At 43.9% G+C, this 22,858-nt stretch carries 24 protein-coding genes; 10 read left to right on the forward strand and 14 right to left on the reverse strand.

What is annotated here, in order from left to right:
- Window positions 1–26 precede the first annotated feature (26 nt).
- The 8 genes from NEJAP_RS16345 to NEJAP_RS16380 form a co-directional block, all read right to left on the reverse strand.
- Window positions 27–2,240: a putative bifunctional diguanylate cyclase/phosphodiesterase gene (locus tag NEJAP_RS16345; protein WP_201348222.1), complete on the reverse strand. Its 2,214-nt coding sequence runs from the start codon at window positions 2,238–2,240 to the stop codon at window positions 27–29.
- Between the two features lie 175 nt (window positions 2,241–2,415).
- Window positions 2,416–3,795, reverse strand: a complete 1,380-nt coding sequence (locus NEJAP_RS16350) for an FAD-binding oxidoreductase (protein WP_201348223.1) — start codon at window positions 3,793–3,795, stop codon at window positions 2,416–2,418.
- Window positions 3,796–3,925: 130 nt separating this feature from the next.
- Window positions 3,926–4,666 carry a glutathione peroxidase gene (locus NEJAP_RS16355; RefSeq protein WP_201348224.1) on the reverse strand — a complete coding sequence of 247 codons (741 nt, stop codon included), beginning with the start codon at window positions 4,664–4,666 and terminating at the stop codon, window positions 3,926–3,928.
- Window positions 4,667–4,835: 169 nt separating this feature from the next.
- Entirely contained in the window at window positions 4,836–5,072 is a 237-nt protein-coding gene (locus tag NEJAP_RS16360; protein WP_236590974.1) for a DUF1289 domain-containing protein, read from the reverse strand.
- Between the two features lie 85 nt (window positions 5,073–5,157).
- On the reverse strand, window positions 5,158–5,568 hold the full coding sequence (gene mscL / locus NEJAP_RS16365) for a large-conductance mechanosensitive channel protein MscL (RefSeq protein ID WP_201348225.1): 411 nt from the start codon (window positions 5,566–5,568) through the stop codon (window positions 5,158–5,160).
- Between the two features lie 114 nt (window positions 5,569–5,682).
- Window positions 5,683–6,537 carry an SPFH domain-containing protein gene (locus NEJAP_RS16370; RefSeq protein ID WP_028469663.1) on the reverse strand — a complete coding sequence of 285 codons (855 nt, stop codon included), beginning with the start codon at window positions 6,535–6,537 and terminating at the stop codon, window positions 5,683–5,685.
- 27 nt (window positions 6,538–6,564) lie between these two features.
- Complete coding sequence (locus NEJAP_RS16375; RefSeq protein ID WP_201348226.1) at window positions 6,565–7,017, reverse strand: NfeD family protein; 453 nt, start codon at window positions 7,015–7,017, stop codon at window positions 6,565–6,567.
- A gap of 217 nt (window positions 7,018–7,234) precedes the next feature.
- Window positions 7,235–7,504, reverse strand: a complete 270-nt coding sequence (locus NEJAP_RS16380; protein WP_201348227.1) for a hypothetical protein — start codon at window positions 7,502–7,504, stop codon at window positions 7,235–7,237.
- Window positions 7,505–7,883: 379 nt separating this feature from the next.
- On the opposite strand from NEJAP_RS16380, the gene NEJAP_RS16385 reads away from it, so the two are divergent.
- Together NEJAP_RS16385 and NEJAP_RS16390 are read left to right on the forward strand one after the other, a co-directional pair.
- Window positions 7,884–9,170: a DEAD/DEAH box helicase gene (locus tag NEJAP_RS16385; protein ID WP_201348228.1), complete on the forward strand. Its 1,287-nt coding sequence runs from the start codon at window positions 7,884–7,886 to the stop codon at window positions 9,168–9,170.
- A 36-nt stretch (window positions 9,171–9,206) separates the two neighbouring features.
- Window positions 9,207–10,085 (forward strand): DMT family transporter, encoded by an 879-nt coding sequence (locus tag NEJAP_RS16390; RefSeq protein ID WP_201348229.1) that lies wholly within the window; start codon window positions 9,207–9,209, stop codon window positions 10,083–10,085.
- Here the strand turns inward: NEJAP_RS16390 and NEJAP_RS16395 are convergent.
- Window positions 10,082–10,540, reverse strand: coding sequence for a DUF4442 domain-containing protein (locus NEJAP_RS16395; protein ID WP_201348230.1), 459 nt, complete (start codon window positions 10,538–10,540; stop codon window positions 10,082–10,084). The two genes, NEJAP_RS16390 and NEJAP_RS16395, sit on opposite strands and share 4 nt — an antisense overlap.
- Before the next feature lie 24 nt (window positions 10,541–10,564).
- The gene (locus NEJAP_RS16400; RefSeq protein WP_201348231.1) at window positions 10,565–11,218 is read right to left on the reverse strand and encodes a glutathione S-transferase family protein; all 654 of its coding nucleotides are present in this window, start codon (window positions 11,216–11,218) and stop codon (window positions 10,565–10,567) included.
- Between the two features lie 113 nt (window positions 11,219–11,331).
- On the opposite strand from NEJAP_RS16400, the gene NEJAP_RS16405 reads away from it, so the two are divergent.
- Window positions 11,332–11,901 carry a TetR/AcrR family transcriptional regulator gene (locus NEJAP_RS16405; protein WP_201348232.1) on the forward strand — a complete coding sequence of 190 codons (570 nt, stop codon included), beginning with the start codon at window positions 11,332–11,334 and terminating at the stop codon, window positions 11,899–11,901.
- A gap of 188 nt (window positions 11,902–12,089) precedes the next feature.
- Window positions 12,090–13,637, forward strand: coding sequence for a polyhydroxyalkanoate depolymerase (gene phaZ / locus NEJAP_RS16410; RefSeq protein WP_201348233.1), 1,548 nt, complete (start codon window positions 12,090–12,092; stop codon window positions 13,635–13,637).
- Window positions 13,638–13,706: 69 nt separating this feature from the next.
- On the opposite strand, the gene NEJAP_RS16415 is transcribed toward phaZ, so the two are convergent.
- From NEJAP_RS16415 to NEJAP_RS16425, 3 genes are all read right to left on the reverse strand, one after another.
- Window positions 13,707–14,552 carry an AraC family transcriptional regulator gene (locus NEJAP_RS16415; protein WP_236590975.1) on the reverse strand — a complete coding sequence of 282 codons (846 nt, stop codon included), beginning with the start codon at window positions 14,550–14,552 and terminating at the stop codon, window positions 13,707–13,709.
- 13 nt (window positions 14,553–14,565) lie between these two features.
- Window positions 14,566–15,168, reverse strand: a complete 603-nt coding sequence (locus NEJAP_RS16420; protein WP_236590976.1) for a LysE family translocator — start codon at window positions 15,166–15,168, stop codon at window positions 14,566–14,568.
- A gap of 98 nt (window positions 15,169–15,266) precedes the next feature.
- On the reverse strand, window positions 15,267–16,049 hold the full coding sequence (locus NEJAP_RS16425; RefSeq protein ID WP_201348234.1) for a helix-turn-helix domain-containing protein: 783 nt from the start codon (window positions 16,047–16,049) through the stop codon (window positions 15,267–15,269).
- Between the two features lie 113 nt (window positions 16,050–16,162).
- Here NEJAP_RS16425 and NEJAP_RS16430 point away from each other — a divergent pair, with 113 nt between their 5' ends.
- The 4 genes from NEJAP_RS16430 (at window position 16,163) to NEJAP_RS16445 (ending at window position 19,770) form a co-directional block, all read left to right on the forward strand.
- The gene (locus NEJAP_RS16430) at window positions 16,163–17,050 is read left to right on the forward strand and encodes a hypothetical protein (RefSeq protein ID WP_201348235.1); all 888 of its coding nucleotides are present in this window, start codon (window positions 16,163–16,165) and stop codon (window positions 17,048–17,050) included.
- 109 nt (window positions 17,051–17,159) lie between these two features.
- Window positions 17,160–17,993, forward strand: a complete 834-nt coding sequence (locus tag NEJAP_RS16435; RefSeq protein ID WP_201348236.1) for an MOSC domain-containing protein — start codon at window positions 17,160–17,162, stop codon at window positions 17,991–17,993.
- Window positions 17,990–18,724 carry an AraC family transcriptional regulator gene (locus NEJAP_RS16440; RefSeq protein WP_201348237.1) on the forward strand — a complete coding sequence of 245 codons (735 nt, stop codon included), beginning with the start codon at window positions 17,990–17,992 and terminating at the stop codon, window positions 18,722–18,724. The genes NEJAP_RS16435 and NEJAP_RS16440 overlap by 4 nt, the downstream gene beginning before the upstream one ends.
- Before the next feature lie 131 nt (window positions 18,725–18,855).
- Window positions 18,856–19,770 carry a DMT family transporter gene (locus NEJAP_RS16445; protein WP_201348238.1) on the forward strand — a complete coding sequence of 305 codons (915 nt, stop codon included), beginning with the start codon at window positions 18,856–18,858 and terminating at the stop codon, window positions 19,768–19,770.
- A gap of 512 nt (window positions 19,771–20,282) precedes the next feature.
- On the opposite strand, the gene NEJAP_RS16450 is transcribed toward NEJAP_RS16445, so the two are convergent.
- Window positions 20,283–21,197, reverse strand: a complete 915-nt coding sequence (locus tag NEJAP_RS16450; protein ID WP_201348239.1) for a LysR family transcriptional regulator — start codon at window positions 21,195–21,197, stop codon at window positions 20,283–20,285.
- Between the two features lie 96 nt (window positions 21,198–21,293).
- On the opposite strand from NEJAP_RS16450, the gene NEJAP_RS16455 reads away from it, so the two are divergent.
- Entirely contained in the window at window positions 21,294–21,665 is a 372-nt protein-coding gene (locus NEJAP_RS16455; RefSeq protein ID WP_201348240.1) for a DoxX family protein, read from the forward strand.
- A 208-nt stretch (window positions 21,666–21,873) separates the two neighbouring features.
- A complete protein-coding gene (locus NEJAP_RS16460) occupies window positions 21,874–22,848 on the forward strand; it encodes a bifunctional helix-turn-helix transcriptional regulator/GNAT family N-acetyltransferase (protein ID WP_236590977.1) in 975 nt (324 codons plus the stop codon).
- The last annotated feature ends 10 nt before the right edge of the window (window positions 22,849–22,858 follow it).

Genomic DNA, 22,858 nt, shown 5'->3' on the forward strand with positions numbered 1-22,858 from the left:
GTTTCTAATGACCACCTATTACCATGTTAGGTAATAGGTGCATCATATTGGCCATCCGTATGCTCATGGCACAAGGCAATAATATGATGAAGCGACTGCGGTTTAGATAGCCAAAAACCCTGAATATAATCACACTCGAATTGTTTCAGCACCTCTAGTTGAGCTAGTTCTTCAACACCTTCAGCAATGACGACGATACCCAACGCCCTTCCCATTTTAATAATAACTTCAACGAGTGTTTTATCCTGCTCGTCTATCAATAAGTCCTGAATGAAACTCTTATCAATTTTTAAATAATCGACTGGGTAGTTACGCAAGTAATTAATAGCAGAATAACCCGTACCAAAATCATCAATTGCAAACTGCACACCAATATCCCGCAATGAAGTAATAACACTCATGCGAGCAGAATTTTGCTCCATAAACAGCGACTCAGTAATCTCAAATACAAACCGGTGACTATCCACACCATTTTCTTTGAAAATAGCCTTCCATGTGTCGTACGCTTTTGTAGAATAAAACTCACTGACTGAACGGTTAACTGAAATTTTAATATCAATATCGGCCTCTAAAAAGACTCGCATATCCTTGCAAGCCTGCTGCAAAACCCAATTCCCAATATTTACAATTGATCCTGTTCGCTCTGCTACAGGTATAAAAGAATCAGGCATCACTCTGCCTTTATCAGGATGATTCCAACGAATAAGCGCTTCACATTTTTCTATTTTATTTGTATTTACATTCAATACTGGCTGGTAGTAAAGCTCAAACTCGTTAGCATTGAGTCCTCGCAAAATATCAGAATGCACTAGCAAGTGCTGTTCCGCCTCTTCGCGCATTCCCTCATTAAAGAAAAAGTGTGTATTTCGCCCAGCACGTTTTGCCGTATACATTGCCTGATCAGAATGCAGTAACAACCCCGTAACATCCTTCCCATCAATAGGGTACATCGCAATGCCAATGCTCGCTGTTACTAAAAAAGGCCGCCCCCCTATTATGAAGGGCTGTTGAATCTTCTTTTGCAACTTCTCTGCAAGCAGATCAGCCTGTATTACATCACTGACATTACGCAATACAAGTACGAACTCATCTCCACCAAGACGAGCAATAATGTCAGAATCACGAGCAGAGTGTTGTAGACGCATAGCAAAATCAGTCAATAAATGATCGCCAGCGCTATGCCCAACACTGTCATTTACTTGCTTAAAGTGGTCTATATCAATAAAGAAAACTGCGAAATCTAGCTTTTCACGACGCATCTCTTTAATCAGGCTTTCTAACCTCTGACTAAAAAAGTAACGATTAGGTAAGCCCGTTAATGCATCAAAATTGGCTCTATAGTTTGCTGTTGTTATCGCTTGTGCTTTTTGCTGATAAATAAGTACTAACAAAAAGCCAGCTACGCCCATCACTAGTGCGAGGAAAGATGCGCCACCCCACAAAAAATACATTCTTTTAGACGGTGCAGCCCAACCATTTTCAGGCAGAATAGCCAGTTGCCACTCACCATGTGGTAACGTGATATTTGTCATTACAGCATCGAGACCAAAAGCACGCTTGGAGCCAAAAAATAATTCTCCATCTGAACCTGTGCCGTCTTTTCCTCGAATGCCTAACATCAATCCGTAATAGTCTTTTCTAATATCAGCAGCATCAAGTAACTTCTCGTATTCCAAAACAGCAGAGATGATTCCCCACAAAGTGGGTCCTGTATGATGCTGAAGATAAACAGGTAGGCGCGCTATTAACGCTTCTCCTCCTTGAACCAATTCTAGAGGGCCAGATAACACCATTTTATTCAGCTGGATAGCATCAAGCACCGAACGAACTTGATCTTTATTGGCGGTATAATTTAACCCAATGACCTGCTCATTACCTTCCAGAGGGTAAATGGATTGAACGGTCAGATCAGGAGCCAGCGCAACATGACGAATATGTAAATCATCAGACAAAAGCGCTTCCATTAATTGAGAAAATCTCGATTGATCCATTTCAGGGTTGATCGTTATTTCTGCTTGTAAAGCCTTCAACACAGAAAGGTTCGCATTAATTTCGCCTTCCAAGCGGGCACGTATAATACCTACTTGGCTTGCTGCCCTAAACAATGCTTCACTTTTAAGCCTTTCAGCTTCACTCTGAATAAATAGAGAAGAAACCAGCAATACAGAAAGGCTGATCGCTACAGCAGGCCAAATGGGGCTGCGCGCTAGAATTTTTTTGAGGAAAGCGACGAAATCCATTATTCCTAATCCCTGAAATAATACGTAGATACAGTCAAATGAAAATAGCTTTTATTTTTAGGTTTCATTCTATCGTTTCTTTCTTCTCAGTCTATAGGTTAGACAGTTGATTAAGTATAGAGTACGCCCACCAAATATGACTAAAGTCGTACAATGAAAGCAATATAACAGCAAATTAGTTTATATCCACGACTTTACCGGGGTTCATGAGGTTGTCAGGATCCAGTGCGTGTTTAATTGTTTTCATGATGTCCACTCCTGCCGGTAGCTCTTCTGCAAGAAAAGCTTTTTTACCCTGACCAATACCATGTTCACCAGTGCAAGTGCCACCAGCACTGAGTGCACGATGAATAAGCCGAGTATGAAACGAATCAATTAGCAGCATTTCTGCTTCATTTTCAGGGTCAACTGCAGGCACAACGTGAAAGTTCCCATCTCCCACATGGCCAACTATAGGCATAGACATAGGCATACTTTTGATATCAGTAATTGTTTCAAGTATGCACTGTGCCAGCTGCGAGATAGGTACACAAACATCGGTTGAAAAAATTCGGGCATTTGGACGCGTGGCTCGAGCCGCATAAGCAAAATCATGCCTTGCCTGCCATAGAGCGGTTCGGTCTTCAGTGTTCGATGCCCACTGAAACTCGCTTCCCTGATTTTCAACGGCTAATTCTTTAACAATAGATGCCTGTTCAGCCACCCACGCTTGAGTACCATGAAACTCTAAAAAAAGATGAGGTAAAAATGGATAATCAGTACCACTGTATTGGTTAACAGCATTAATGGCAGCCGCATCCAAAAGCTCTATACGAGCAATAGGCACGCCCATCTGGATGGTTTCTATTACCGTATTAATGGCGCCTTCCACAGAGCCAAAAGCACATACAGCGGCAGAGATAGCCTCAGGAATAGCATGTAAACGCAGGCTTATTTCACAGATAATACCCAGCGTACCTTCCGAACCAATAAACAGGCGCGTTAGATCATAGCCCGCAGCAGACTTACGAGCACGGCTGCTAGTTTTTACAATCTTGCCATCAGCCATGACAACCGTTAAGGCTAAGACAGCGTCACGCATTGTTCCATAACGTACAGCATTGGTACCCGAAGCACGCGTCGCGGCCATACCTCCGACAGAAGCATCAGCCCCAGGGTCGATAGGAAAAAACATACCTTGATCACGCAAGTGCTCATTGAGTTGCTTGCGAGTAACACCGGCTTGCACAGTACAGTCCATGTCTTCACTGGTAACACTCAAGATATTGTTCATCAAAGACATATCGATACTCAGCCCACCATGGCTTGCATTTACCCCCCCCTCCATAGCCGTACCGGTACCAAAAGGCAGCATTGGCATATGATGGCGCATACAAATACGAGCGATTTCAGAAACTTCAGAGGTACTTTTAGGAAATGCAACGGCCTCAGGAGATGCGGGAAGGTGAAAAGATTCATCATGAGCATGATGCTGTCGAACACTACTGGAAGTTTCTAAACGCTCCCCCAACAGTTCTTGTAATTCTTGGATAGCAACCGTAAAAGCCCCTGGCATCTTTTCACCTCATAATGACATTCAATCTAAGCAGCTTAGCAGAGGCAAGATAAGAACTAAAATGACGCATAACAGAAACAAAAACGCCTATCAGAACTGATAGGCGTTAGTCTTAGCTGTGCATAAAAGTTCAGCTATTTTTAGTTAACCATGCTTCTAAATCATCAGCACTACCGACATGCTCACCATCAATAAAGACTTGAGGCGTCGTTCCTTGACCCGTTAAAGCATTTAGGCTGGAAAAGCTAACACCGTGCTGGCCAAGCTCTATTTCCTCATACTTATACCCTTTAGCCTGCAGTACTTTTTTAGCGCGCGTGCAGTGTGAGCATCCAGGCTTCGTTAATAAAGTAACGCGCTTAGGTTGCTCAGCATTTGGGTTAATGTAATTCAACATAGTGTCACCGTCAGATACTTCAAACGGGTCACCTGGTAAATCAGGCTCAATGAACATTTTGTCGATTATGCCATCTTTAACCAGCATAGAATAACGCCAGCTACGCTTGCCAAAACCGATATCACTTTTATCTACTAACATATCCATGCCGGCGCTAAACTCACCGTTTCCATCAGGAATAAAAGTAATATTTTCTGCTTTCTGATCTTCTGCCCAGCTATTCATAACAAATGTATCATTCACCGATATACACACAATATCATCGATTCCGTTCGCTTTGAAAACAGGCGCTAGCTCGTTATAACGTGGCAGATGAGTACTAGAACAAGTTGGCGTGAAAGCGCCGGGTAATGCAAAAACAATAACATTTTTACCTTTGAACAATTGCTCAGTACTGATACTTACCCAATCATTGCCCACTCGAGCGGGAAAAGTAACATTAGGCACAGCCTGACCTTCACGGTTATCCAACATCTATAATCTCCTAATTCGCTAATAGCTAATTTGTTAATACCAACTATAGCTACACTGAAAACATTACAAAAATTAATTTTTTCAACCCAGCCAATAGTTAAAAACTATAAAAAAAATTAATAGCCAGCAATCAATTTATTACCATTCACTGATTGAAGCGTATCTGAAATTATTTGAATTTAGGTTCAAGCATCTGATTACGCTGCTTTTTTCGTGACTGAGCACGCACCAACACAGCAGCTCTTTCTGTTTCTGTAACTTTCGTCCAGTCCAGAATTTCCTGTAACGAACGGCCGCACCCCAAACAAACATCTTGCTCATCAAGACAACACTGTCTTATACAGGGTGATTTCACTTTATCTACATCATTCATAATGTCAGTATAAAACATAAAAAAGGCGCGCATTAGCGCACCTTTATATATAAAAATTAAACTCAGTACCTAGTAGTATTCACCCTATACAATAGACACTAGCTTACTTAACAGCCTTTTAGTTTCGTGTTTTTAACAAATCACGAATCTCACCCAGCAAAACTTCTTCCTTGGAAGGTTCTGGTTCTGCTTCAGGTTCTGCTGGAGCTTCTTCAACCTTCTTCATCGAGTTGATTGTTTTTACAGCAACAAAAACAGCGCCTGCTACAATCACGAAATCAATAATAGTTTGTAAAAACTTACCGTAGTTAATGGCAACTGCCTTGGTTTCACCCACCGCCTCTTGCAGAACATACGCTAAATCAGTGAAGTTCACACCACCTAACATCACACCAATCGGTGGCATAACAACATCACCAACAAATGACGATACAATTTTACCAAAGGCAGCACCAACGATAATACCAACGGCCATATCCATCACATTGCCTTTAACAGCAAACTCTTTAAACTCCTTTAACATTCCCACAGCATATTCCTCAAATTCTAGTTTTAGTAATACTAATACCATTGTCTTATTAAGCGATGAATACAGTATTAACTTACTATTTGAGGGGCTACTTACCCGAATAGCGTCACTGAGCTACTTTTTAAGGCCGCCCATCATGCCTTGAATAGCGGCAGGTATATCAGCCGGCAGAATAACTGTCTTAGCATTGTCTGACTTAGCCAGCGCAGCCATTGCATCTACATATTTTTCACCCAGAATATACATCACTGGCAACTCATTACCTTGAATAGCTTCTGTCACACGCTGAATAGCCACTTGGCTGGCTTTAGCCAATACAACTTGTGCTTCGGCATCGCGCTTAGAAGCCTCCAAACGCCCTTCAGCTTCAAGGATAGCGGCTGATTTCTCACCGTCTGCACGAGTCACGGTTGCACGTCGCTGACGCTCTGCAGCTGCCTGCTCTTCCATTGCGCTTTGCATCGTGTCAGAAGGAGTAATATCTTGAATTTCTACGGTCTTGAGCGTAATTCCCCAATCGGAAATGTCGTCAGAAATAGCGGCTTTGAGTTTTGCTTTAATCTGGTCACGCGAAGAAAGTGCATCATCTAATCCCATTTCACCAACAATAGAACGCAGAGATGTTTGCACTAGATTCTGGATAGCCAAACTATAATTTTCAACACCATACACCGCTTTCTCAGGCGCCACTATATTGATGTAAGCCACAGCATTAGCGATGATCACAGCATTATCTTTAGTGATAACTTCTTGAGAGGGAATGTCCATAACAATATCTTTTGTTGTCACTTTATAAGCGACCTGGTCTATATAAGGCATAATTATATTCAAGCCAGGCCCTAACGTAGTATGAAACTTACCCAAACGCTGCACTACATGCTTACTTCCTTGCGGAACTGTTTTAACGCCCATCGCCAGAGTCAGTATCACCAAAAACAGCAACACACCCGCAATCATTAATCCATCCATTACAAAAACTCCTTCCACCATTAATAGTTAACGTTTACCAACCAGCAATGTATTACCGGATAACTCTGTTATAAATACCCGGTCACCCAAAACAACATCTGTACTACAAATAAACTCCCATTCATCATCACCTAATACCGGTGTAGTAAATCGAACAACACCTCGTGAATGTTCAGTAGGAACTTTTATGACTTGACCCACTTCACCTGCAACTGCCTCGCGAGCAATGCCTGCTTTAGTACGGTCAGTCATTTTAGGCCTCAACAACTTAAACCATAATAGTGCAAATACAGAAGATGCCACGGCCCAACTAAATAATTGCCAACTTACGGCAATATCTGGATTAATTCCCAACAGCCCTGCGACTACTATACCGCCCAGACCAAACCAGAAAATTGTAAAGCTTGGGATAAACATTTCTGCTGCCATTAACAACATCCCAAACACCAGCCAATGCCAGTAAAGTAGAGTCACCTCCATTGCGCAAAAACTCCTATAGTTTTCTAATATAAATAAGCAAATAAAATGCCTAAAACACCATGCCTCTTATGCACCGTACCACTAATACTAGACTATAGTGGATGTTCATAAGTTCCTAGCGAAGTATTCGTTTTATCTTCGCTAACATAAGCAGGCTCGTATCCTGTTTCGCCCGCTTAAAAAAATACCATAGCAACAGCCTGTCACTATGGCTTAGCTACCCCCCACTCTCTTGCAGTAAGCAACATTGGCCAGCGTGCTCAGCACAACCGGTTTGCTCAATAGGCGTACTCTGAACCTGTTTTTTATCAGATGATGCAGCGACTTCTTCTTTTGGCAAAGCAATAATGGTGTTGCCTTTTCGACATACCCCTACATCAACCAATAAGCGCTCGTCTAAGTGCTCCATAGATTGATAGGTATATTGTTCATCCAATCGCTTTTGCAGAGTTTTGTATCCGGCTACCAATAAGCTTAATAATGTCATGATTTATCTCCTCAGTTAAAAACTGCCAGAGATATCTTCGAGGGGAGGTAGTAGGGGAATCACTATCGGCCGCGAAGATATCCGCGGCCAAAAAATTTAGAACAGAGCCAACGGACAAACGAAAATTCGCTTCCAATGAATATTGGAGGCGGGAATTCGTACGACCGGGCACATCTTAATTAGGTTCATCAGATCCTGTTCTGTCAAAATAAAAAATTACTACTTGATCACATATTAACCACCACAAGGTGGCCGTCTATTAAAGCAGCCTTGCAAGTGATGTCAACCCTTATCAACAGCTGTCGCTCAATTTAAGCATTTCCTGTAAACTCAGCGTTCATCATTTGCTTCTTATCTTGCGCTTCTACCCGGACGACTCATGCCCGCTTTCTCTGAATTAAACCTTTGCCCTGAACTACTTTTCACGCTGGATGAATTAGGACACCACACGCCTACTCCCATTCAAGCACAAGCCATTCCTGCAATTCTTCAAGGGCATGATCTCATGGCTGAAGCACAAACAGGGACGGGTAAAACGGCCAGCTTTGCTGTACCCATGATCGAGAAATTTGGTAGTGCTCCACAAGGGACCGAATATCACCACATCAGAGGGTTAATACTCACACCTACCCGCGAACTTGCCATGCAAGTCGGTGACCACACACTGGCATACGGGCGTGCACTGGGGGTTCGCGTGATATCCATCTATGGCGGTGTGCGTTTTGACAATCAGATTCGCAAGATGAAACGCGGCACAGATATTTTGGTCGCAACACCTGGCCGGTTATTGGATATGCTGGTGCAGAAGAAATTTTCACTCGAACAACTCGAAGTACTTGTTCTGGACGAAGCTGACCGCATGCTTGATTTAGGGTTTATCCATGATATTCAAAAACTCCTAAAGTTCATTCCAAAAAATAAACAAACACTGCTATTTTCTGCCACATTTAACAGCAACATAGAAGCACTGGCAGAGTCATTACTACATGAGCCTAAGCGCATCAGCGTTTCCACAAGGAACTCAACCACCAGCCAAGTCAAACAAGTGGCTTATGCAGTGGATAATCAAGATAAATCCGAGATTTTGAGTTACTTAATTAAGGGTGGAAAATGGACGCAAACCTTGGTTTTCACACGTACTAAAAAACGTGCTGATTTAGTCACTGAGTTCCTACAAGCTGAAGAAATTAGCGCCTTAGCTATCCATGGTGACAAATTACAACGCGAGCGTACGCATGCACTAAAAGCCTTTGCTACGGGCGAGATACGCGTACTGGTCGCAACCGACGTTGCTGCACGTGGTATTGATATTGAATCGCTCCCTCGTGTTGTGAATTATGACTTACCGAATCAACCAGAAGCTTATGTTCACCGTATCGGTCGTACTGGGCGCGCTGGCCTTTCTGGGCAGGCAGTCTCTTTAGTGGCACCCGATGAAAGATGCTACCTCACTGAAATAGAAGCGTTAATCAATAAAAGAGTACCACTACAACCCGTTCCTTTTATCGAAAACGGCAAGATCATTGAAGGCAAACCCCTGCGACCTAAGTCTTCAAAAAATAAAGGACAGAAAAAAATAAATAGTAAACCTAAGCATCAGTATCAGGCTCCTGAGGCAGAAAAACCAACAACGCCAGCGTTACGACGCTCACTTTTTAAAAAGTAACCACTCACTCAATATCAATGTAGGGATAGATCGTTAATGGGACTGTGGATTCCTTTTACTATTTTCGCTGCTTTTATGCAGTCTTTGCGTAATGCGTTTCAAAATAAGCTCAGTAAAGAGGTCAGTACTGCGGGGGTCACGCTGGCGCGTTTTCTATATGCCAGCCCATTAGCTGCACTGTATCTCTGGACACTTTACCAAATAGAGCCTGCTGCCCTTCCATCAGTGAGTAGTAATTTTTTGATCACTGTGGTGCTGGCATCTGTTTCGCAAATTATTGCGACGGCGTTGATGGTAAAGCTATTTCGTCTCAGAAATTATGCCATTGGTGTTGGCCTAGCAAAAAGTGAAGCGGTGATTGCCGCCACACTCGGTGCTTTATTCTTTGCTGCACCTTTGTCTTGGCTTGCTTGGAGTGGCGTCACTGTTGGTGCAATAGCCATTTGGTTAATGAGCAATACAGGCTCATTAAAAGAACTTTCCTTAAAAACGGTCTCATTAGGGCTAGGCAGTGGTCTAACCTTTGCTTTAACCACACTCTGGGTAAGGGAAGCCAGCTTGATGCTAGATCTGCCGTTCCCCTATAGCGCCGCTTGGGTTTTGCTCTGTGTCATATCAACGCAGACTGCAATTCTCATCGCATGGCTACTATTTAAAGAGCCAGCCACACTCAACGCTCTATGGCGGCGTCCTAAACTCACGCTAACCATCAGTTTGTTCAGCTGCCTAGGTTCACTCGGTTGGTTTACTGCTATGAGTTTAGAAACAGTTGCACTGGTTAAAACCCTAGGCCAAATTGAAGTTCTATTTACACTCTTCATTTCGGCCCGCTGGTTTAAAGAAAAACTTAGCCAAAGGGATCTATTAGGGTTAGCGTTAATTGTGCTGGGAGCTGCTTGTGTGATCCTTGCTTAGGCTTGAGGACTTTTACGTTTCACATACAGTACTTTTTTAACCTTACTGACAACATTCCCCTCAAGATCACAGATAGCTATATCAAACGAGGGGCGATACGCTGCCCCACCCGCTGCTTTACTTTTAATATCCTCCAATTGAGCATCCGATAAACTTAAGTGAGATTCAACGGTCCCCCTCGCAGGTTTAACATACTCAATTTCTGCTGCCTGATCCCACACGATATATTCTTTTCCCAAGCGATTCATCAACATGAGCATCATTTGAGGGTCGACCATGGCATATAAGCTTCCACCAAAATGAGTGCCCATAATATTACGGTTATACCAACGTAATTTCATACGTACATGCATCTCGCGCCACTCAGGGTCAATGTGCATAATACGAATACCAGCACCTAGATATGGGCCATAAATATTCAGTGCAAATTTCAACGCACGAGGTGACCACTTCATGTACTACTTCCCTATTTACTTACCTTAAGATTTACCAGCAGGTATTAAAACAAGCTTGCCCGATGGACGCTCACGCATTCTAGCAACATATGCCAATAATGATGAGCCACTCGTAAACAGTGAGTCAGCATGAGGCAGAGACGCCAGATAATCTAGCATAGGCGTTAGCAACGCATCTGCAATGCTGTATTGCGTCCCACAAATATATGCCTGATCAGCTAATTGCTTTTCTAGTTGCTCTAACGTGCTCATCACTTCTGGTTGAGCATCGGCCACCTTATCCAAACGAATAGAACCGTTATCTCCTTTAGGAAAAGCAAATTCAAGTAAATACTGTCGCACTAACGCTTGATCCACATAGCATGAAATAGCTTGCGACCATTGATCCACTAATGCTCGCTGATAAGCATCTGTTGGTTGAAGCGCTGGGCCATCAAAGGCCGCATCAAGATACCGACAGATAGGCGCCGTTTCAAAAATGTGGTTTTCACCATGTATTAACACGGGAATTTTTCCAAAAGGATGCAGTGCCAGATGGCTACTCTCCTTAAACTGAATGTCATTGCCATCAATCTGCATACCTATTTGGTAAGTGATGCCTTTTTCTTCGCAACACAGCATAACGGTACGTACCATCGTACTGTACTGCGGACCCAGAATTTGTACTTGAGTGTTCATTTCATATTCTCGTTAATCATTGATATACCATCAATGTAAAACCATTCACAATATGTTCAAGAACATATTTTATTAATCATGCATACTGGTTAAAAAACAAGAGGCGACAAACAATGGCCTGGAATAATGAACATAAGAAGAAAACCCGAGAGAAAATTCTCACCAGTGCCGCCAGATTATTTGCACAGAATGGCTTTGATCATATCGGTATTAATGACGTCATGAAGGATGCAGGGCTGACACGTGGAGCTTTCTACGCACATTTTAGCTCTAAAGCTGAACTCTATGCCGAGTCTATTATCACAGCGGCTATGAGCACCGGCCGAAAAACTGATCCACTCAATCCTGAAGCACCGTCGTTCGACGGACTGCTCAAAACCTATCTGAGTATGGAACACAGACAAGGGAATCTTTTTCGCTGCCCTTTAGCATTTTTAACAACCGATATTACCCAGCGGGATGATCAAGTGCGTGATGCTTATACTCGTGTCTTTAAAGGCTTTGTTAATAACCTAGACAAGCACTCGGTACAGCAAAACGGAACGAAAGACACAATACGCAGTATGCAACAGGCCGTCATGTTGATTGGTGGCTTAGCCATTGCCCGAGCAATCAATGATGATGAATTAGCAAAAGAGCTACTATCATCTTGCCATGCAGCATTGGCGACACCCACTATTTAGATAATCATTACAAACACCTACATACCCAACAGCCTATTTGCTGCGAAGCAGCACATCACCAATAGAGATATTAGTCTTGCAACATAAGAACAATCACCTATACTCTAGACAATAAATGCTGCGCTGCAATATACGTTTTTGCAGTTAAATATTGAATCAATCAAAATAGATTGATAAGGAATTATTCTATGCTGTACCACCTACATCACACGCTAAACCAATCTGTTCAGCCGCTACATCTGTTAGCACAAGCGTGGAAGAAACAGCTAAAACTATCTTGGATGCAGCCTTTTTTAGAAGGCTCAATGACACGTACAATGCTCGCGCAATTGGAATTAGTTATACGTTGCACCGATAACTACGAAAAGCCTGAGTTTGGTTTAACACAAACAACCATCAACGGAGAGCAGATTCGTATCAGAGAAGAGGTGCCCCATGCGCTTCCTTTTTGCGACCTGTTACATTTTCGCCGTACCGGAACATACAACCACCCTAAAGTGTTACTTGTAGCACCTATGTCTGGCCATTACGCAACCTTGCTGCGTGGCACTGTTGAGCACTTCATACCCGATCATGAAGTCTATATTACGGACTGGCAAAATGCGCGAGATGTACCTTTCAATGAAGGTAGTTTTACCTTTGATGATTATGTCCGTTATTTAATCGAATTCCTTGAATTTTTAGGTCCCGATACTCATGTAATTGCTGTTTGCCAACCGAGCGTACCGGCTATCGTTGCTGCAACTATCATGGCAGAGCGCAATAACCCGAATATTCCTCGTTCGCTAACGCTAATGGGCGGACCTATCGATACACGAGTAAACCCAACCGAAGTTAATGATTACGCATCAGGCAAAGATTTCGAGTGGTTTGAAAATAACGTTATTAATACAGTCCCTGCTGATTTCGCAGGTGCTGGCCAAAAGGTTTACCCTGGCTTTATCCAGCTTTCAGGCTTTATGAGCATGAACTGGAACAGCCATATCAAAAAGCACTTTAAGTTCTTTGATGATCTGGTTAAAGGTGATGGTGACAGTGCTGAAGCGCATCGTGATTTTTATAACGAATACTTAGCGGTTATGGACCTGCCCGCTGACTTCTATCTGGAAACCATTCGTAAAGTATTCCTGGAACACCGCTTGCCACGTGGTGAAATGCTTTTTGAGGACAAAGTAATTGATACTTTGGCTGTCAAAAAAACGGCTTTGTTAACTATTGAAGGTGAAAACGATGACATCACCGGCAAAGGCCAAACAAAAGCCGCTCATGACATATTGAGCAACATACCAGACAGCATGCGTGAACATTACGTACAGCCGGAAGTCGGCCATTACGGAATCTTTAACGGACGTCGTTTCCGTGAAGAGGTTGGCCCCAAAATTAAGGCATTTATTCAGGCCCAAGCACTGACTCAAGAGCAGCCTAAAGCAGAGCCAACAGCTCAACCTAAGGTGCAGACTCAAAAGCAGCCTGAAGCAGAACCCAAAGCTCAACCTAAGGTTCAGACTCAAGAGAAACCTAAAACACAGCCAAAAGCTCAACCTAAGGCGCAGGCTCCAGAGTCACCTAAAGCACAGCCAAAAGCTCAACCTAAGGCGCAGGCTCCAGAGTCACCTAAAGCACAGCCAAAAGCTCAACTTAAGGCGCAATCTAAAGCTCCTGCTCCGGCTCAAGCAAAACCGCAGCTAAATAAAGTATCTAACGCCGTGCTTGAAGCAATAAAAAACAAGCAATAAGTTAGTTAGCCAGACCCAAAAAAAACCGATCGTTATGATCGGTTTTTTTTCGACTAGAAACGGCTTACCTCAAATAAAGAACGCTTGATATTGTCTAGGGGTTATTGCCATTCGCTGTTTAAAATGTCGCTGAAAATGGCTTTGATCTGCAAAACCCAGCACACCCGAAATTTCAACCAAACTATGCCCTTCTTGTAGTAACAGCTTAGCTTTTTTTATACGCGTATCTAGCTGAAAAGCGTGCGGTGCCTGACCATGCACCTGCTTAAAACTACGAATTAAGTGAAAGCGACTCATGCCTGCTTGCTCTGAAAACTCATCTAGCGTCAGGTTTTCACCTAGTTGATCTTGAATAAGCTCCTGCACACGCTTCACAGAAACACTATCTGACTTAGCGCTACTAGACTGCTTTACTGCCAAACTAGCACCAAGATATTCTAATAATAAAGACTCAGCCTGCAACTTACTTTCACTGGATAGCAAGCAGTTAAAAAGCTGATCAAAATCCGAAAAGCATTGTGGGTTGCTATTGTATGAGGTTCTAAAAGGAAGATAGTCAGCCTCTTGGTCACACGCTAAGTCTTGCTGCAAGCGCTTAACCCATAACTGATCAACAAATAACATGCGATAAGACCAATCCCCTTCTAGTGCATTACAAGAATGCGCATCCGCAGGATTAATCGTTACTGTGTCACCTGTGCCAATGCAGTATTTACTCTTTCCGTTATGGTAGGTTGCGACACCTCGATCAATCACCCCAAAAGAATACTCGTCGTGGGAGTGCGTGGCATAACACGCAGTTGAAGCCTGTGCACGGCGTAATTCTATGCCAGGAAGCAACCTGCTTTTCTCAAAAAACAAAGTACTATCCAAACGTTTGCCTTGGCTCCTGCTTTGAGCAGTTTTTTGATCCACTAAAGCCACCTTATCAACCCTGTAAAAACATCGTCACCACAGTACTGCTCAACAATACTCCCATAATCCGATTAAACATAACCTGATGCCTATCATCCGATAAATATTTGCCTATAAAGTGCCCCAAGACCGCCCACGTTCCAACACCAAGCAAGCACATACAAAATGACACTAAGCAAAAAACCAGTAAATAGAAAAACGCCAGATGTTGTGCCGATACAAACAAACTGACACCCGACATTGAAACTAGCCAAGCCTTAGGATTTAACCCCTGCGCTAATGCGCCCTCAATAAAGCGTGGCGGAATTATTTGGCTAGCTATGTCAATATCGACAGGGCTCGCCGTCGCAATTTTAAACGACATATATAAAAGAAATGCCCCACCGATGTACTGCAAAATATCCGTTATTTGCGGAAAGCGTAGCAACACTTCATTCAGCCCAACACCCACAAGAAACACAATCAATGCATAAGCGACTGTCGCTCCAAGTACATGCGGTAGCGCTTTAACAAAGCCAAAATTAGCACCTGCCCCAGTGGCTATAATATTCACAGGGCCAGGAGATATTGCACCTACCAGCGCAAAAACGATCATCGACAATACAACAGCTGCCATTACTAAACTCTCTTTCGTGAATACAAAAGCAAAGACTAGCCATTATCACAACAGACTTATTGAACGTTCTTGCTGTGTTAGTAAATAACATTAGCTAGCTACGTTGCCTCCCCCTTACGCTGGGGGCGGTCCGCAAACGCTGGCACCAAAAAATAACGACTTATTTCAAATGGCATCATGGTAGCTACGAGCTTGTAGGGTTTTAACTCAGTTAATGAGTAATATAATTGATCTAATGTCGCCTGTTTTTGAAAGCGCTGGTACAGCTCATCAACCTCTTGATTTAGACGAGTAATGCTCTGTGTGCTCAAGAGGCGACTGGTGGAATAAAATACACCCTCGCCTTCTTTGGCACTTATCGCTTGCTGGATAAAGCGTTGATTAACCTTCACCAACGTTTGATGCAACGGGCCACCCAGCCGCCACTTAATAGGGCGGCTCACCCGTAAATGAACTTGATCATTCTTCCCTAAACGAATCAGTTCTAATTTTTCTAATTCACGCAGGTACAAGTAAGCGTCACTAGAAGATAACTGGTTCTTTTGTGCGATAGTTGCTACATCAAACTGGCTTACCAGCAACATAAAAAATGACGTCAACCCGGGATCATCTGCCAAGGCTTGTTCAGTCTCAATAGATAACTGGGTGGGGTCCGTTGTTCTTTTGGCATCCAGCTCTACTAACTCATTAATGCTTAAGCCAACTAAATCACAAATCTCAATAAGACGACTCACCTTACAATCTTGTTCTTGAAACATCCGCTTAACGGTTGGCTCAGACAAATTCATCATCTCAGCCAATTCACGATAATGAACGCCCTGCGCTTTTAGCACCCGCTTCAACACTGCAAATAAACCCGAACGTTGCTTCTGCCCTTCCATCACACTGTCCTAAATTGCAGAAAAAGAATCATATTTTAATACCTAACGAGTAATAAATTGATAATAAAGATCAAATAGATATTCTCACCCCAACATAACACGAGGATAAATAAATGCATACTTTACTTAAATCAACACTCCTGACTTCTCTTTTGATTAGCAGCCCACTTTTATTTAGCGGTTCACTATGGGCACATGACACGCTCACACAACGTTGGAGCATTGATAACCTAAATCAACCAGAGTCAGTAGTTGCTGATACGCACAGTGATTTTCTCTATATCTCTAATATTAATGGCGCCCCCACTGAGCTTAACGGCCAAGGCTATATCAGCAAGGTAACAGTACAAGGGGAGATGCTTGAGCAACATTGGGTAACAGGACTCAACGCTCCAAAGGGGATGGCTATCGTGGGCAAACACCTGTTCGTTGCCGATATGCAAACCGTGCACATGATCGATATTGAGCAAGGCAAGGTGATCAAACAGTTCGCCGCACCCAAGGCAAAAATGCTAAATGATATTACGGCATCCCCGGATGGCGTACTGTATATCTCTGACTTTTTAGGTGGCAAGATTTACCAAATGCATGATAACCAGTTAACCGCTTGGTTCAGTAACGAGAAAATCCCCTACCCTAACGGCTTACTATGGCACCAAAACCAGCTATTAATTGGTAACTGGGGCAAAGCTATTAATCCGGATTTCACAACGCAAACACCAGGCTCCCTGTATCAGCTTGCCCCAAGCACAATGGAATTATCTAGCGTCGCATCGGGTACTGAACTGGGTAACTTAGACGGCATTGTGGCAATTGGCAGTAGCTTGTATATCAGTGACTGGATTTCTGGAGAGTTATTCGAGCTAAACGGCAAAGAGCGAAAACTCGCCCTCACACTCCCTAAAGGACTGGCTGATATTGGCGCAACGGCAACATCACTTTATACACCCCTGATGATGGACAATCAGGTCATTGCGTGGGAGGTAAAAACCCAACCATAAAATACTAATATTGGTTTAAAAAACTCCACTCTCTTGTTTACAACCCTGCTGCTGTACGATTAATCTTCGATTTCATTCATGTTTTTCGTACACAACAGGGAACCAAACCATGAGCCAGATCCACTTGCACAGCATTCACCAGCACCCCGTAAAATCCTGCGCTCCCATCGAGCTCAGCCGTGGCTGGATTGATGAATTGGGCTTAAGTGGAGACCGCCGTTACATGGTTGCTGATGAAAACGGCCTGTTCATGACAGCGCGCAAGTACCCTAAACTCACCCGATTAATGGCAACGCCGTTTAATGGCGGTTTAATTTTAGCCGCCCATGGCGCGCCAACTCTGGCATTGCATGAAGCTGATTATCGGGATGATTACCGAAAAACAGAAGTCTGGAAGCAGCCATTACAAGCACAGCATTGTGGTGTAGATGCTCAACAATGGATAAGCGCATTTTTAGACACCCCTTGCCAGCTGTTGTTTTATGGCGAGAAAACAGAGCGCCCTATTAAAGACTTCACCGAGCAACAAGTCAGCTTTGCCGATGGCTACCCACTGTTATTAACCAGCACGACATCACTGGACTGGCTACAAGAACGATGCCCTGACTTTATCGCCATGCAGCAGTTTAGGCCTAACTTGGTCGCCAATGGTAACCTGCCTTTTGCTGAGGATAACTGGCAAGAGATTCAAATTGGTGAGGTACGCTTTACTGTTCATTCGCCTTGTGAGCGCTGTAAGCTCACGACCTTGCCACCTAACTCTATAGAGTTTAACTCGCACCAAGAACCACTACGCACCATGCTCAAATACCGTCGTGCGCACAAAGGCGGTGCGTTGTTTGGGCAGAACTTGATTGCACAGAACCGCGGTGTGATTGCAGCAGGTATGCCCATAGAAGTTATTAAACAAGCACCTGCTGACCTTATTCGCGATATTGAATGAAACACACCAACCTGACATTAGACCTGCGCAGCTATAGTCATGAGGCTAAATCCCACCAGCACGACTACCACCAGCTGGTGCTTCCTATCGCTGGGCACCTTGCCATGAATATCGGCAACCACGAAGGTCATGCTTCCCCCCAGCAAGCCGCTGTCATTAGTGCAGGGCAAAATCATGAGTTTGCGGCTTCTGACTTAAACAGCTTTGTGGTTGCCGATGTGCCAGCCGCGCTTGCGCCTGAACTAGAAAAGCTGCCCGCTTTCATTCCTCTTGACGCTGCACTGGCACATTACGTCACTTTTCTGCACCAAAACCTGTTGCTCAAACAGACACAGAGTACGAGTAGCGAACGCCAGATGCTCTTGCTGCTTATTCAATTATTACAAGAGCGCTTTGGTACAGCAGTACAAACAGACCGGCGTATTACAGCAGCGATAAGCTACCTTGATCATCATTTTAACGAGCCTATATCAGCAGCAAGACTAGCAGGCGTTGCTAACCTTAGCCAACGCCAACTCAATGAACTGTTTCGTCGCCAACTCGGAATGACACCGCAGCAATACCTAATTGAGAAGCGCATGCAGCAAGCATGGCAGCTACTAGAAACAACCGCATTGAGCATTCAAAATGTGGCCGAGAGTGTCGGGTATAGCAGCCTTTCAGCATTTAGCGATCGATTCAAAAAGCACTTTGGACACTCTCCGCGCCACTTTCGCCAGAGCAATAGATAACTAATAAAGAGTTTAGCTGTATTAATAAAGAACTCAGCCAGATCAACAAAGAGTTCAGCGGTATGAGCAAAGACGCTCCTCTGCTCAGCTCATACACTAATAACCCTCATAAGCTTGATTATTGGTGAAGCATGTCCCCCGAACTCTCTCAAGCGCTATCTCAAGTGCAACGTGCCACCTACATAGGCTGCATATCTATTATTCTGTGGGGAGCTCTCGCATTTTTTACCCGCCTTACTGAAGGAGTAATACCTGCGTTTCAAATGATGGCGATGACCTTCGGTATCGCTTTTATCCTGATGAGTTTGCGATGGTGGTACCAAGGGCATTTAGGTTTGCGCCATCTCCGACAACCCAAACTCGCGTGGTTATTAGGTGTAGGTGGCTACTTTGGTTATCACTTTTGCTACTTCGTTGCGATGACAAAAGCCCCTGCGGTTGAGGTCAGCTTGCTGGCTTACCTTTGGCCACTCTTAATTGTGCTATTCGCGGCTTTGCTGCCAGGAGAACACTTTAAGCTGAAATACTTGATCGGGGCACTGCTTGCTTTATGCGGCTGCGGGATACTGATCGGCAAAGGAGGTGTTGATTTCCAAAGCGAATACCTCACAGGCTACTTATTAGCACTTACCTGCGCTTTTATCTGGTCGAGTTACTCTGTTGCTAGCCGCTTAGTCAGCGCCGTCCCTACCGATGCCGTCGGCTGGTTTTGTGCCGCAACCGCTCTATTGGCACTGTTATGTCATCTGGCTTGGGAGACAACCGTCTGGCCGAGTACTGGTGCGCAATGGATGGGAATACTAGGGCTGGGCCTTGGCCCAGTAGGCATCGCCTTTTTCACATGGGACTACGGCGTAAAACACGGCAACTTACCGCTACTCGGCATACTCGCTTATGCGGCACCACTCATATCCGTGTTGTTATTAATAGCCGCCGGAGAAGCGTCACTAAGCTGGTCATTACTCTTAGCTTGCACCGCTATTGTAAGCGGCTCTTTAGTAGCAGGCATCAACTGGAAAAACCGAAGCTCATTTCGCTTTAAATAGACAGGTGTAAAAAGTGACCTGCTTTAATCTATTTATAACCGACGACATGACTGGCCTTATTCGATCGCGGATGTATTAACTCGTCCTATTTTAAGAAAAAGCTTCAAAGAAAAAGCAGGTATGTGAGCGTTTAAACTTAACAGTGAGAGTAATACCAACGCCGTGCTCTGCCGCTTGTCTGCTGCAATATTTTGTTAAATACGATCTATAGATACCGTGAGGTTATTCAACAAGCACCTGTTGATATTATTCGCAACATTGAATGAACCACAAAAATCTATCATTAGATCTGCGCTGAAAAAGCCATGAATACGCAGACTCTGATCTAAATGGCTTTGCGGCACTTGTCCCCCTGTTTGAGAGACCTCCCCCTTAAGAATTGGCGCAAAACGAAGCGCTCCTTCACCTGAATTTGTTACACAAGCGTGTGCTTTTAATTTTACCTAACTCGATAATGTTAAGGTCGCGAGTAAATCATTACCTGCCTGTACTCCCTCAATCAGTCGCTGGCATTATAAAATGTGTTCAATTAACTCCCCACAAGTGTCCTTGATTAACTGTCGAAACCAAATATGAGCCGGGTCCATGTTGTTGCGGCGGTGCCAGACCATATAGACCGGAAATTTGCGGGTTTTAAAAGGGAGGGGAGCGCGATCAAGCCCCGACAAACTGCCTTGAGCCATTTGAGCTAATTGCACAGTAATCAAATCGGTGCCCAGAATAAAATCCGATAGTGCATCAAAGTTGGGTACTGAAATTTGCGGCTTCGGCATCTCGACAAGCTCTTTCCCTGAAAGCACCGATTTCATAACGGAATTATGATCTTCAAAAATGACATCTAAGTAATTGGAATGAAGTAGCTCAGGCTTTGTTTTCGGGGCTTCGCGTATCTTCCCATCGTAAAAACACATCAGTGTGTCGGAGAAAAGCCGTACCTGAAAGATATCTGCTCCCTCAGGCGGAAACGGAGTGATAGCTAGGTCATAATGAGAGCCGCGTAACCCTGTAAGGTCAGGAACACCTGCCGGGGTGAATGCTATGCGGGCGCTAATTGACAGCTCATACAACGCCCTCGTTATCCTAGGAAAAATTAAAGATCGAGTAAAGTCATTAGCGGCGACCTTAAACGCCATTTCCCCAACTGATGGATCAAAATATCTCTGATCCGTCAGTCCCTTTAGTCCGTCAAGAATGGCTTCCGCCCTGCCCAGTAGCTCATGTGCTTGCTCTGTTGGGACGATGCTTCTTCCAGAGCGAACGAATAGCTGATCACCCAACGCGGAACGCAATTTGTCGAGCGTGTGACTGACCGCCGACTGGGTGACACCCAAACGGATGGCCGACTTAGTGACGGATAGTTCTTCCATCACAGTAATAAAAACCAACAGGTTATTCCCATCGATAGACATATAATCGTTTTTTTTCATATATATTATGAAAATACCCCTGTTGTTCTAATGAATACTATTCTCTATTGTTAGTTAAATCGCCACAAGATAATAGGATAAGTAGGAATCAACAGCATGAATATTCAATTAATAGGCCTTGGGCTTCTTAGCACGTTTTTTTTATTTGCCAGCTCGATAAAGATCTTTGGCTGGCTGAAGCCGATCTTTGAGCCTCAACTTGCCATGTTCATTAAATACGGCCTAAACCGTCAGATTATGACATTGACGGGACTTATTGAGTTGTTCGGGTCGATTACGATCTGGTTCCAAGGATCATGGGTCGGAGTGTTTGGGGCATTGGCGCTATTAGGCACATCAGTCGGTGCGTTAGCCTGCCATTTGTACTTTGACACATGGAAGGATGGGGTTCCAGCCATGATCACTGGGTTGCTATCTGCTTATATCATTTGGACCAACCACTCATTCTTGCTGACGTCGCTTGGCTAGACAGGACCAACAGTAGTGCAGATAATGGCCGTGCCTTTACCTAAAACATGTAGAACGCGGAACAAGTGTGTCCAGACTTGAAAATAGATTTTTTCGATAATACTCCTCTTTTTAATATTTACTTTTACTCTGTAAGCTTTTAAATTACGTAACAAGTTACGTAATTTATATCGAAACATAACCCGATAGCATCAGAGCCCAACCAATTATGCCTGCACCCTCTACCGACTTAATGAAAACCTTTGGCAGCTTGTCTTTGGGGAGCCGTTTAAAAAGGCTATCGGATCGGCTGATTCAGGATGTTGTCGAGATTTATCAAACACAGGGCATTCAGCTTAACCCCACTTTTTTCCCATTGTTTAATTTACTGCATCAACAGGGTGCGCAAGCAGTCACCGAGGCGGCGGAGCAGTTAGGCGTTAGCCATCCCGCTATCAGTAAAATTGCGCGTAACATGCTTAACGAGGGTTGGATCAGTAAAACACCCGACCCAAAAGATGAGCGGCGCCAGCTATTAACACTAACACCACAAAGTGATGCGCTAGTTGAAGAGATAGCGCCTATTTGGCATGAGATAAAACACTACTTAGATCAAGTCATAGCAGAGCAGCAGCATCCATTATTAGCAGCATTGGATGATTTCGAACAACGTATACAGCAGCAAGGGTTTGTTCAACCTGTGCTGGCGAATTTACAACATCGCATCAGCGAATCCGACATAGAGATTATCGGTTGGGACGCATCGTTAAGAGAGCACTTTTGTCAGCTTAACCTTCAATGGCTGCAAGAGTTTTTCAATGGAGAACTCACTGATCATGATGAACGCGCCTTATTTACTCCCGAAAGCTACTATCTAGCAAAAGGTGGTTACATCTGGTTTGCCCGTTGTAACCAGGAAATTGTTGGCTGTGTTGCTTTAGCAAACCAAGGTAACGGCCTATTTGAAATATCTAAAATGGGCGTGGGCCCAACTATGCAAGGCTTCGGTATAGGCCGAAAACTACTGCTCACCGCCTTAAACAAGGCGCGTGAAATTCAAGCTCATGGAGTTTACCTAGAGAGTTCAACAAAGCTTAGCCGCGCAATTCGCCTCTATCGTAATCTTGGTTTTCGTGAAGTGTCGCATCCAAATGGGCAGTCGATATACCCACGCTCCGATATCTACATGACGTTAACCCTATGATGAATGGCAA

Source organism: Neptunomonas japonica JAMM 1380, assembly GCF_016592555.1.
GTDB classification, from domain to species: Bacteria; Pseudomonadota; Gammaproteobacteria; order Pseudomonadales; family Balneatricaceae; genus Neptunomonas; species Neptunomonas japonica_A.

What these genes read in the sequence shown, in the direction of transcription:
- NEJAP_RS16345 (WP_201348222.1), bottom strand. Translation starts at nt 2,240, where the DNA reads ATGGATTTCGTCGCTTTCCTCAAAAAAATTCTAGCGCGCAGCCCCATT.
- NEJAP_RS16350 (WP_201348223.1), bottom strand. Translation starts at nt 3,795, where the DNA reads ATGCCAGGGGCTTTTACGGTTGCTATCCAAGAATTACAAGAACTGTTG.
- NEJAP_RS16355 (WP_201348224.1), bottom strand. Translation starts at nt 4,666, where the DNA reads ATGTTGGATAACCGTGAAGGTCAGGCTGTGCCTAATGTTACTTTTCCC.
- NEJAP_RS16360 (WP_236590974.1), bottom strand. Translation starts at nt 5,072, where the DNA reads ATGCGCGCCTTTTTTATGTTTTATACTGACATTATGAATGATGTAGAT.
- NEJAP_RS16370 (WP_028469663.1), bottom strand. Translation starts at nt 6,537, where the DNA reads ATGGATGGATTAATGATTGCGGGTGTGTTGCTGTTTTTGGTGATACTG.
- NEJAP_RS16375 (WP_201348226.1), bottom strand. Translation starts at nt 7,017, where the DNA reads ATGGAGGTGACTCTACTTTACTGGCATTGGCTGGTGTTTGGGATGTTG.
- NEJAP_RS16380 (WP_201348227.1), bottom strand. Translation starts at nt 7,504, where the DNA reads ATGACATTATTAAGCTTATTGGTAGCCGGATACAAAACTCTGCAAAAG.
- NEJAP_RS16385 (WP_201348228.1), top strand. Translation starts at nt 7,884, where the DNA reads ATGCCCGCTTTCTCTGAATTAAACCTTTGCCCTGAACTACTTTTCACG.
- NEJAP_RS16390 (WP_201348229.1), top strand. Translation starts at nt 9,207, where the DNA reads ATGGGACTGTGGATTCCTTTTACTATTTTCGCTGCTTTTATGCAGTCT.
- NEJAP_RS16395 (WP_201348230.1), bottom strand. Translation starts at nt 10,540, where the DNA reads ATGAAGTGGTCACCTCGTGCGTTGAAATTTGCACTGAATATTTATGGC.
- NEJAP_RS16400 (WP_201348231.1), bottom strand. Translation starts at nt 11,218, where the DNA reads ATGAACACTCAAGTACAAATTCTGGGTCCGCAGTACAGTACGATGGTA.
- NEJAP_RS16405 (WP_201348232.1), top strand. Translation starts at nt 11,332, where the DNA reads ATGGCCTGGAATAATGAACATAAGAAGAAAACCCGAGAGAAAATTCTC.
- phaZ (WP_201348233.1), top strand. Translation starts at nt 12,090, where the DNA reads ATGCTGTACCACCTACATCACACGCTAAACCAATCTGTTCAGCCGCTA.
- NEJAP_RS16420 (WP_236590976.1), bottom strand. Translation starts at nt 15,168, where the DNA reads ATGGCAGCTGTTGTATTGTCGATGATCGTTTTTGCGCTGGTAGGTGCA.
- NEJAP_RS16425 (WP_201348234.1), bottom strand. Translation starts at nt 16,049, where the DNA reads ATGGAAGGGCAGAAGCAACGTTCGGGTTTATTTGCAGTGTTGAAGCGG.
- NEJAP_RS16430 (WP_201348235.1), top strand. Translation starts at nt 16,163, where the DNA reads ATGCATACTTTACTTAAATCAACACTCCTGACTTCTCTTTTGATTAGC.
- NEJAP_RS16435 (WP_201348236.1), top strand. Translation starts at nt 17,160, where the DNA reads ATGAGCCAGATCCACTTGCACAGCATTCACCAGCACCCCGTAAAATCC.
- NEJAP_RS16440 (WP_201348237.1), top strand. Translation starts at nt 17,990, where the DNA reads ATGAAACACACCAACCTGACATTAGACCTGCGCAGCTATAGTCATGAG.
- NEJAP_RS16445 (WP_201348238.1), top strand. Translation starts at nt 18,856, where the DNA reads ATGTCCCCCGAACTCTCTCAAGCGCTATCTCAAGTGCAACGTGCCACC.
- NEJAP_RS16450 (WP_201348239.1), bottom strand. Translation starts at nt 21,197, where the DNA reads ATGAAAAAAAACGATTATATGTCTATCGATGGGAATAACCTGTTGGTT.
- NEJAP_RS16455 (WP_201348240.1), top strand. Translation starts at nt 21,294, where the DNA reads ATGAATATTCAATTAATAGGCCTTGGGCTTCTTAGCACGTTTTTTTTA.
- NEJAP_RS16460 (WP_236590977.1), top strand. Translation starts at nt 21,874, where the DNA reads ATGCCTGCACCCTCTACCGACTTAATGAAAACCTTTGGCAGCTTGTCT.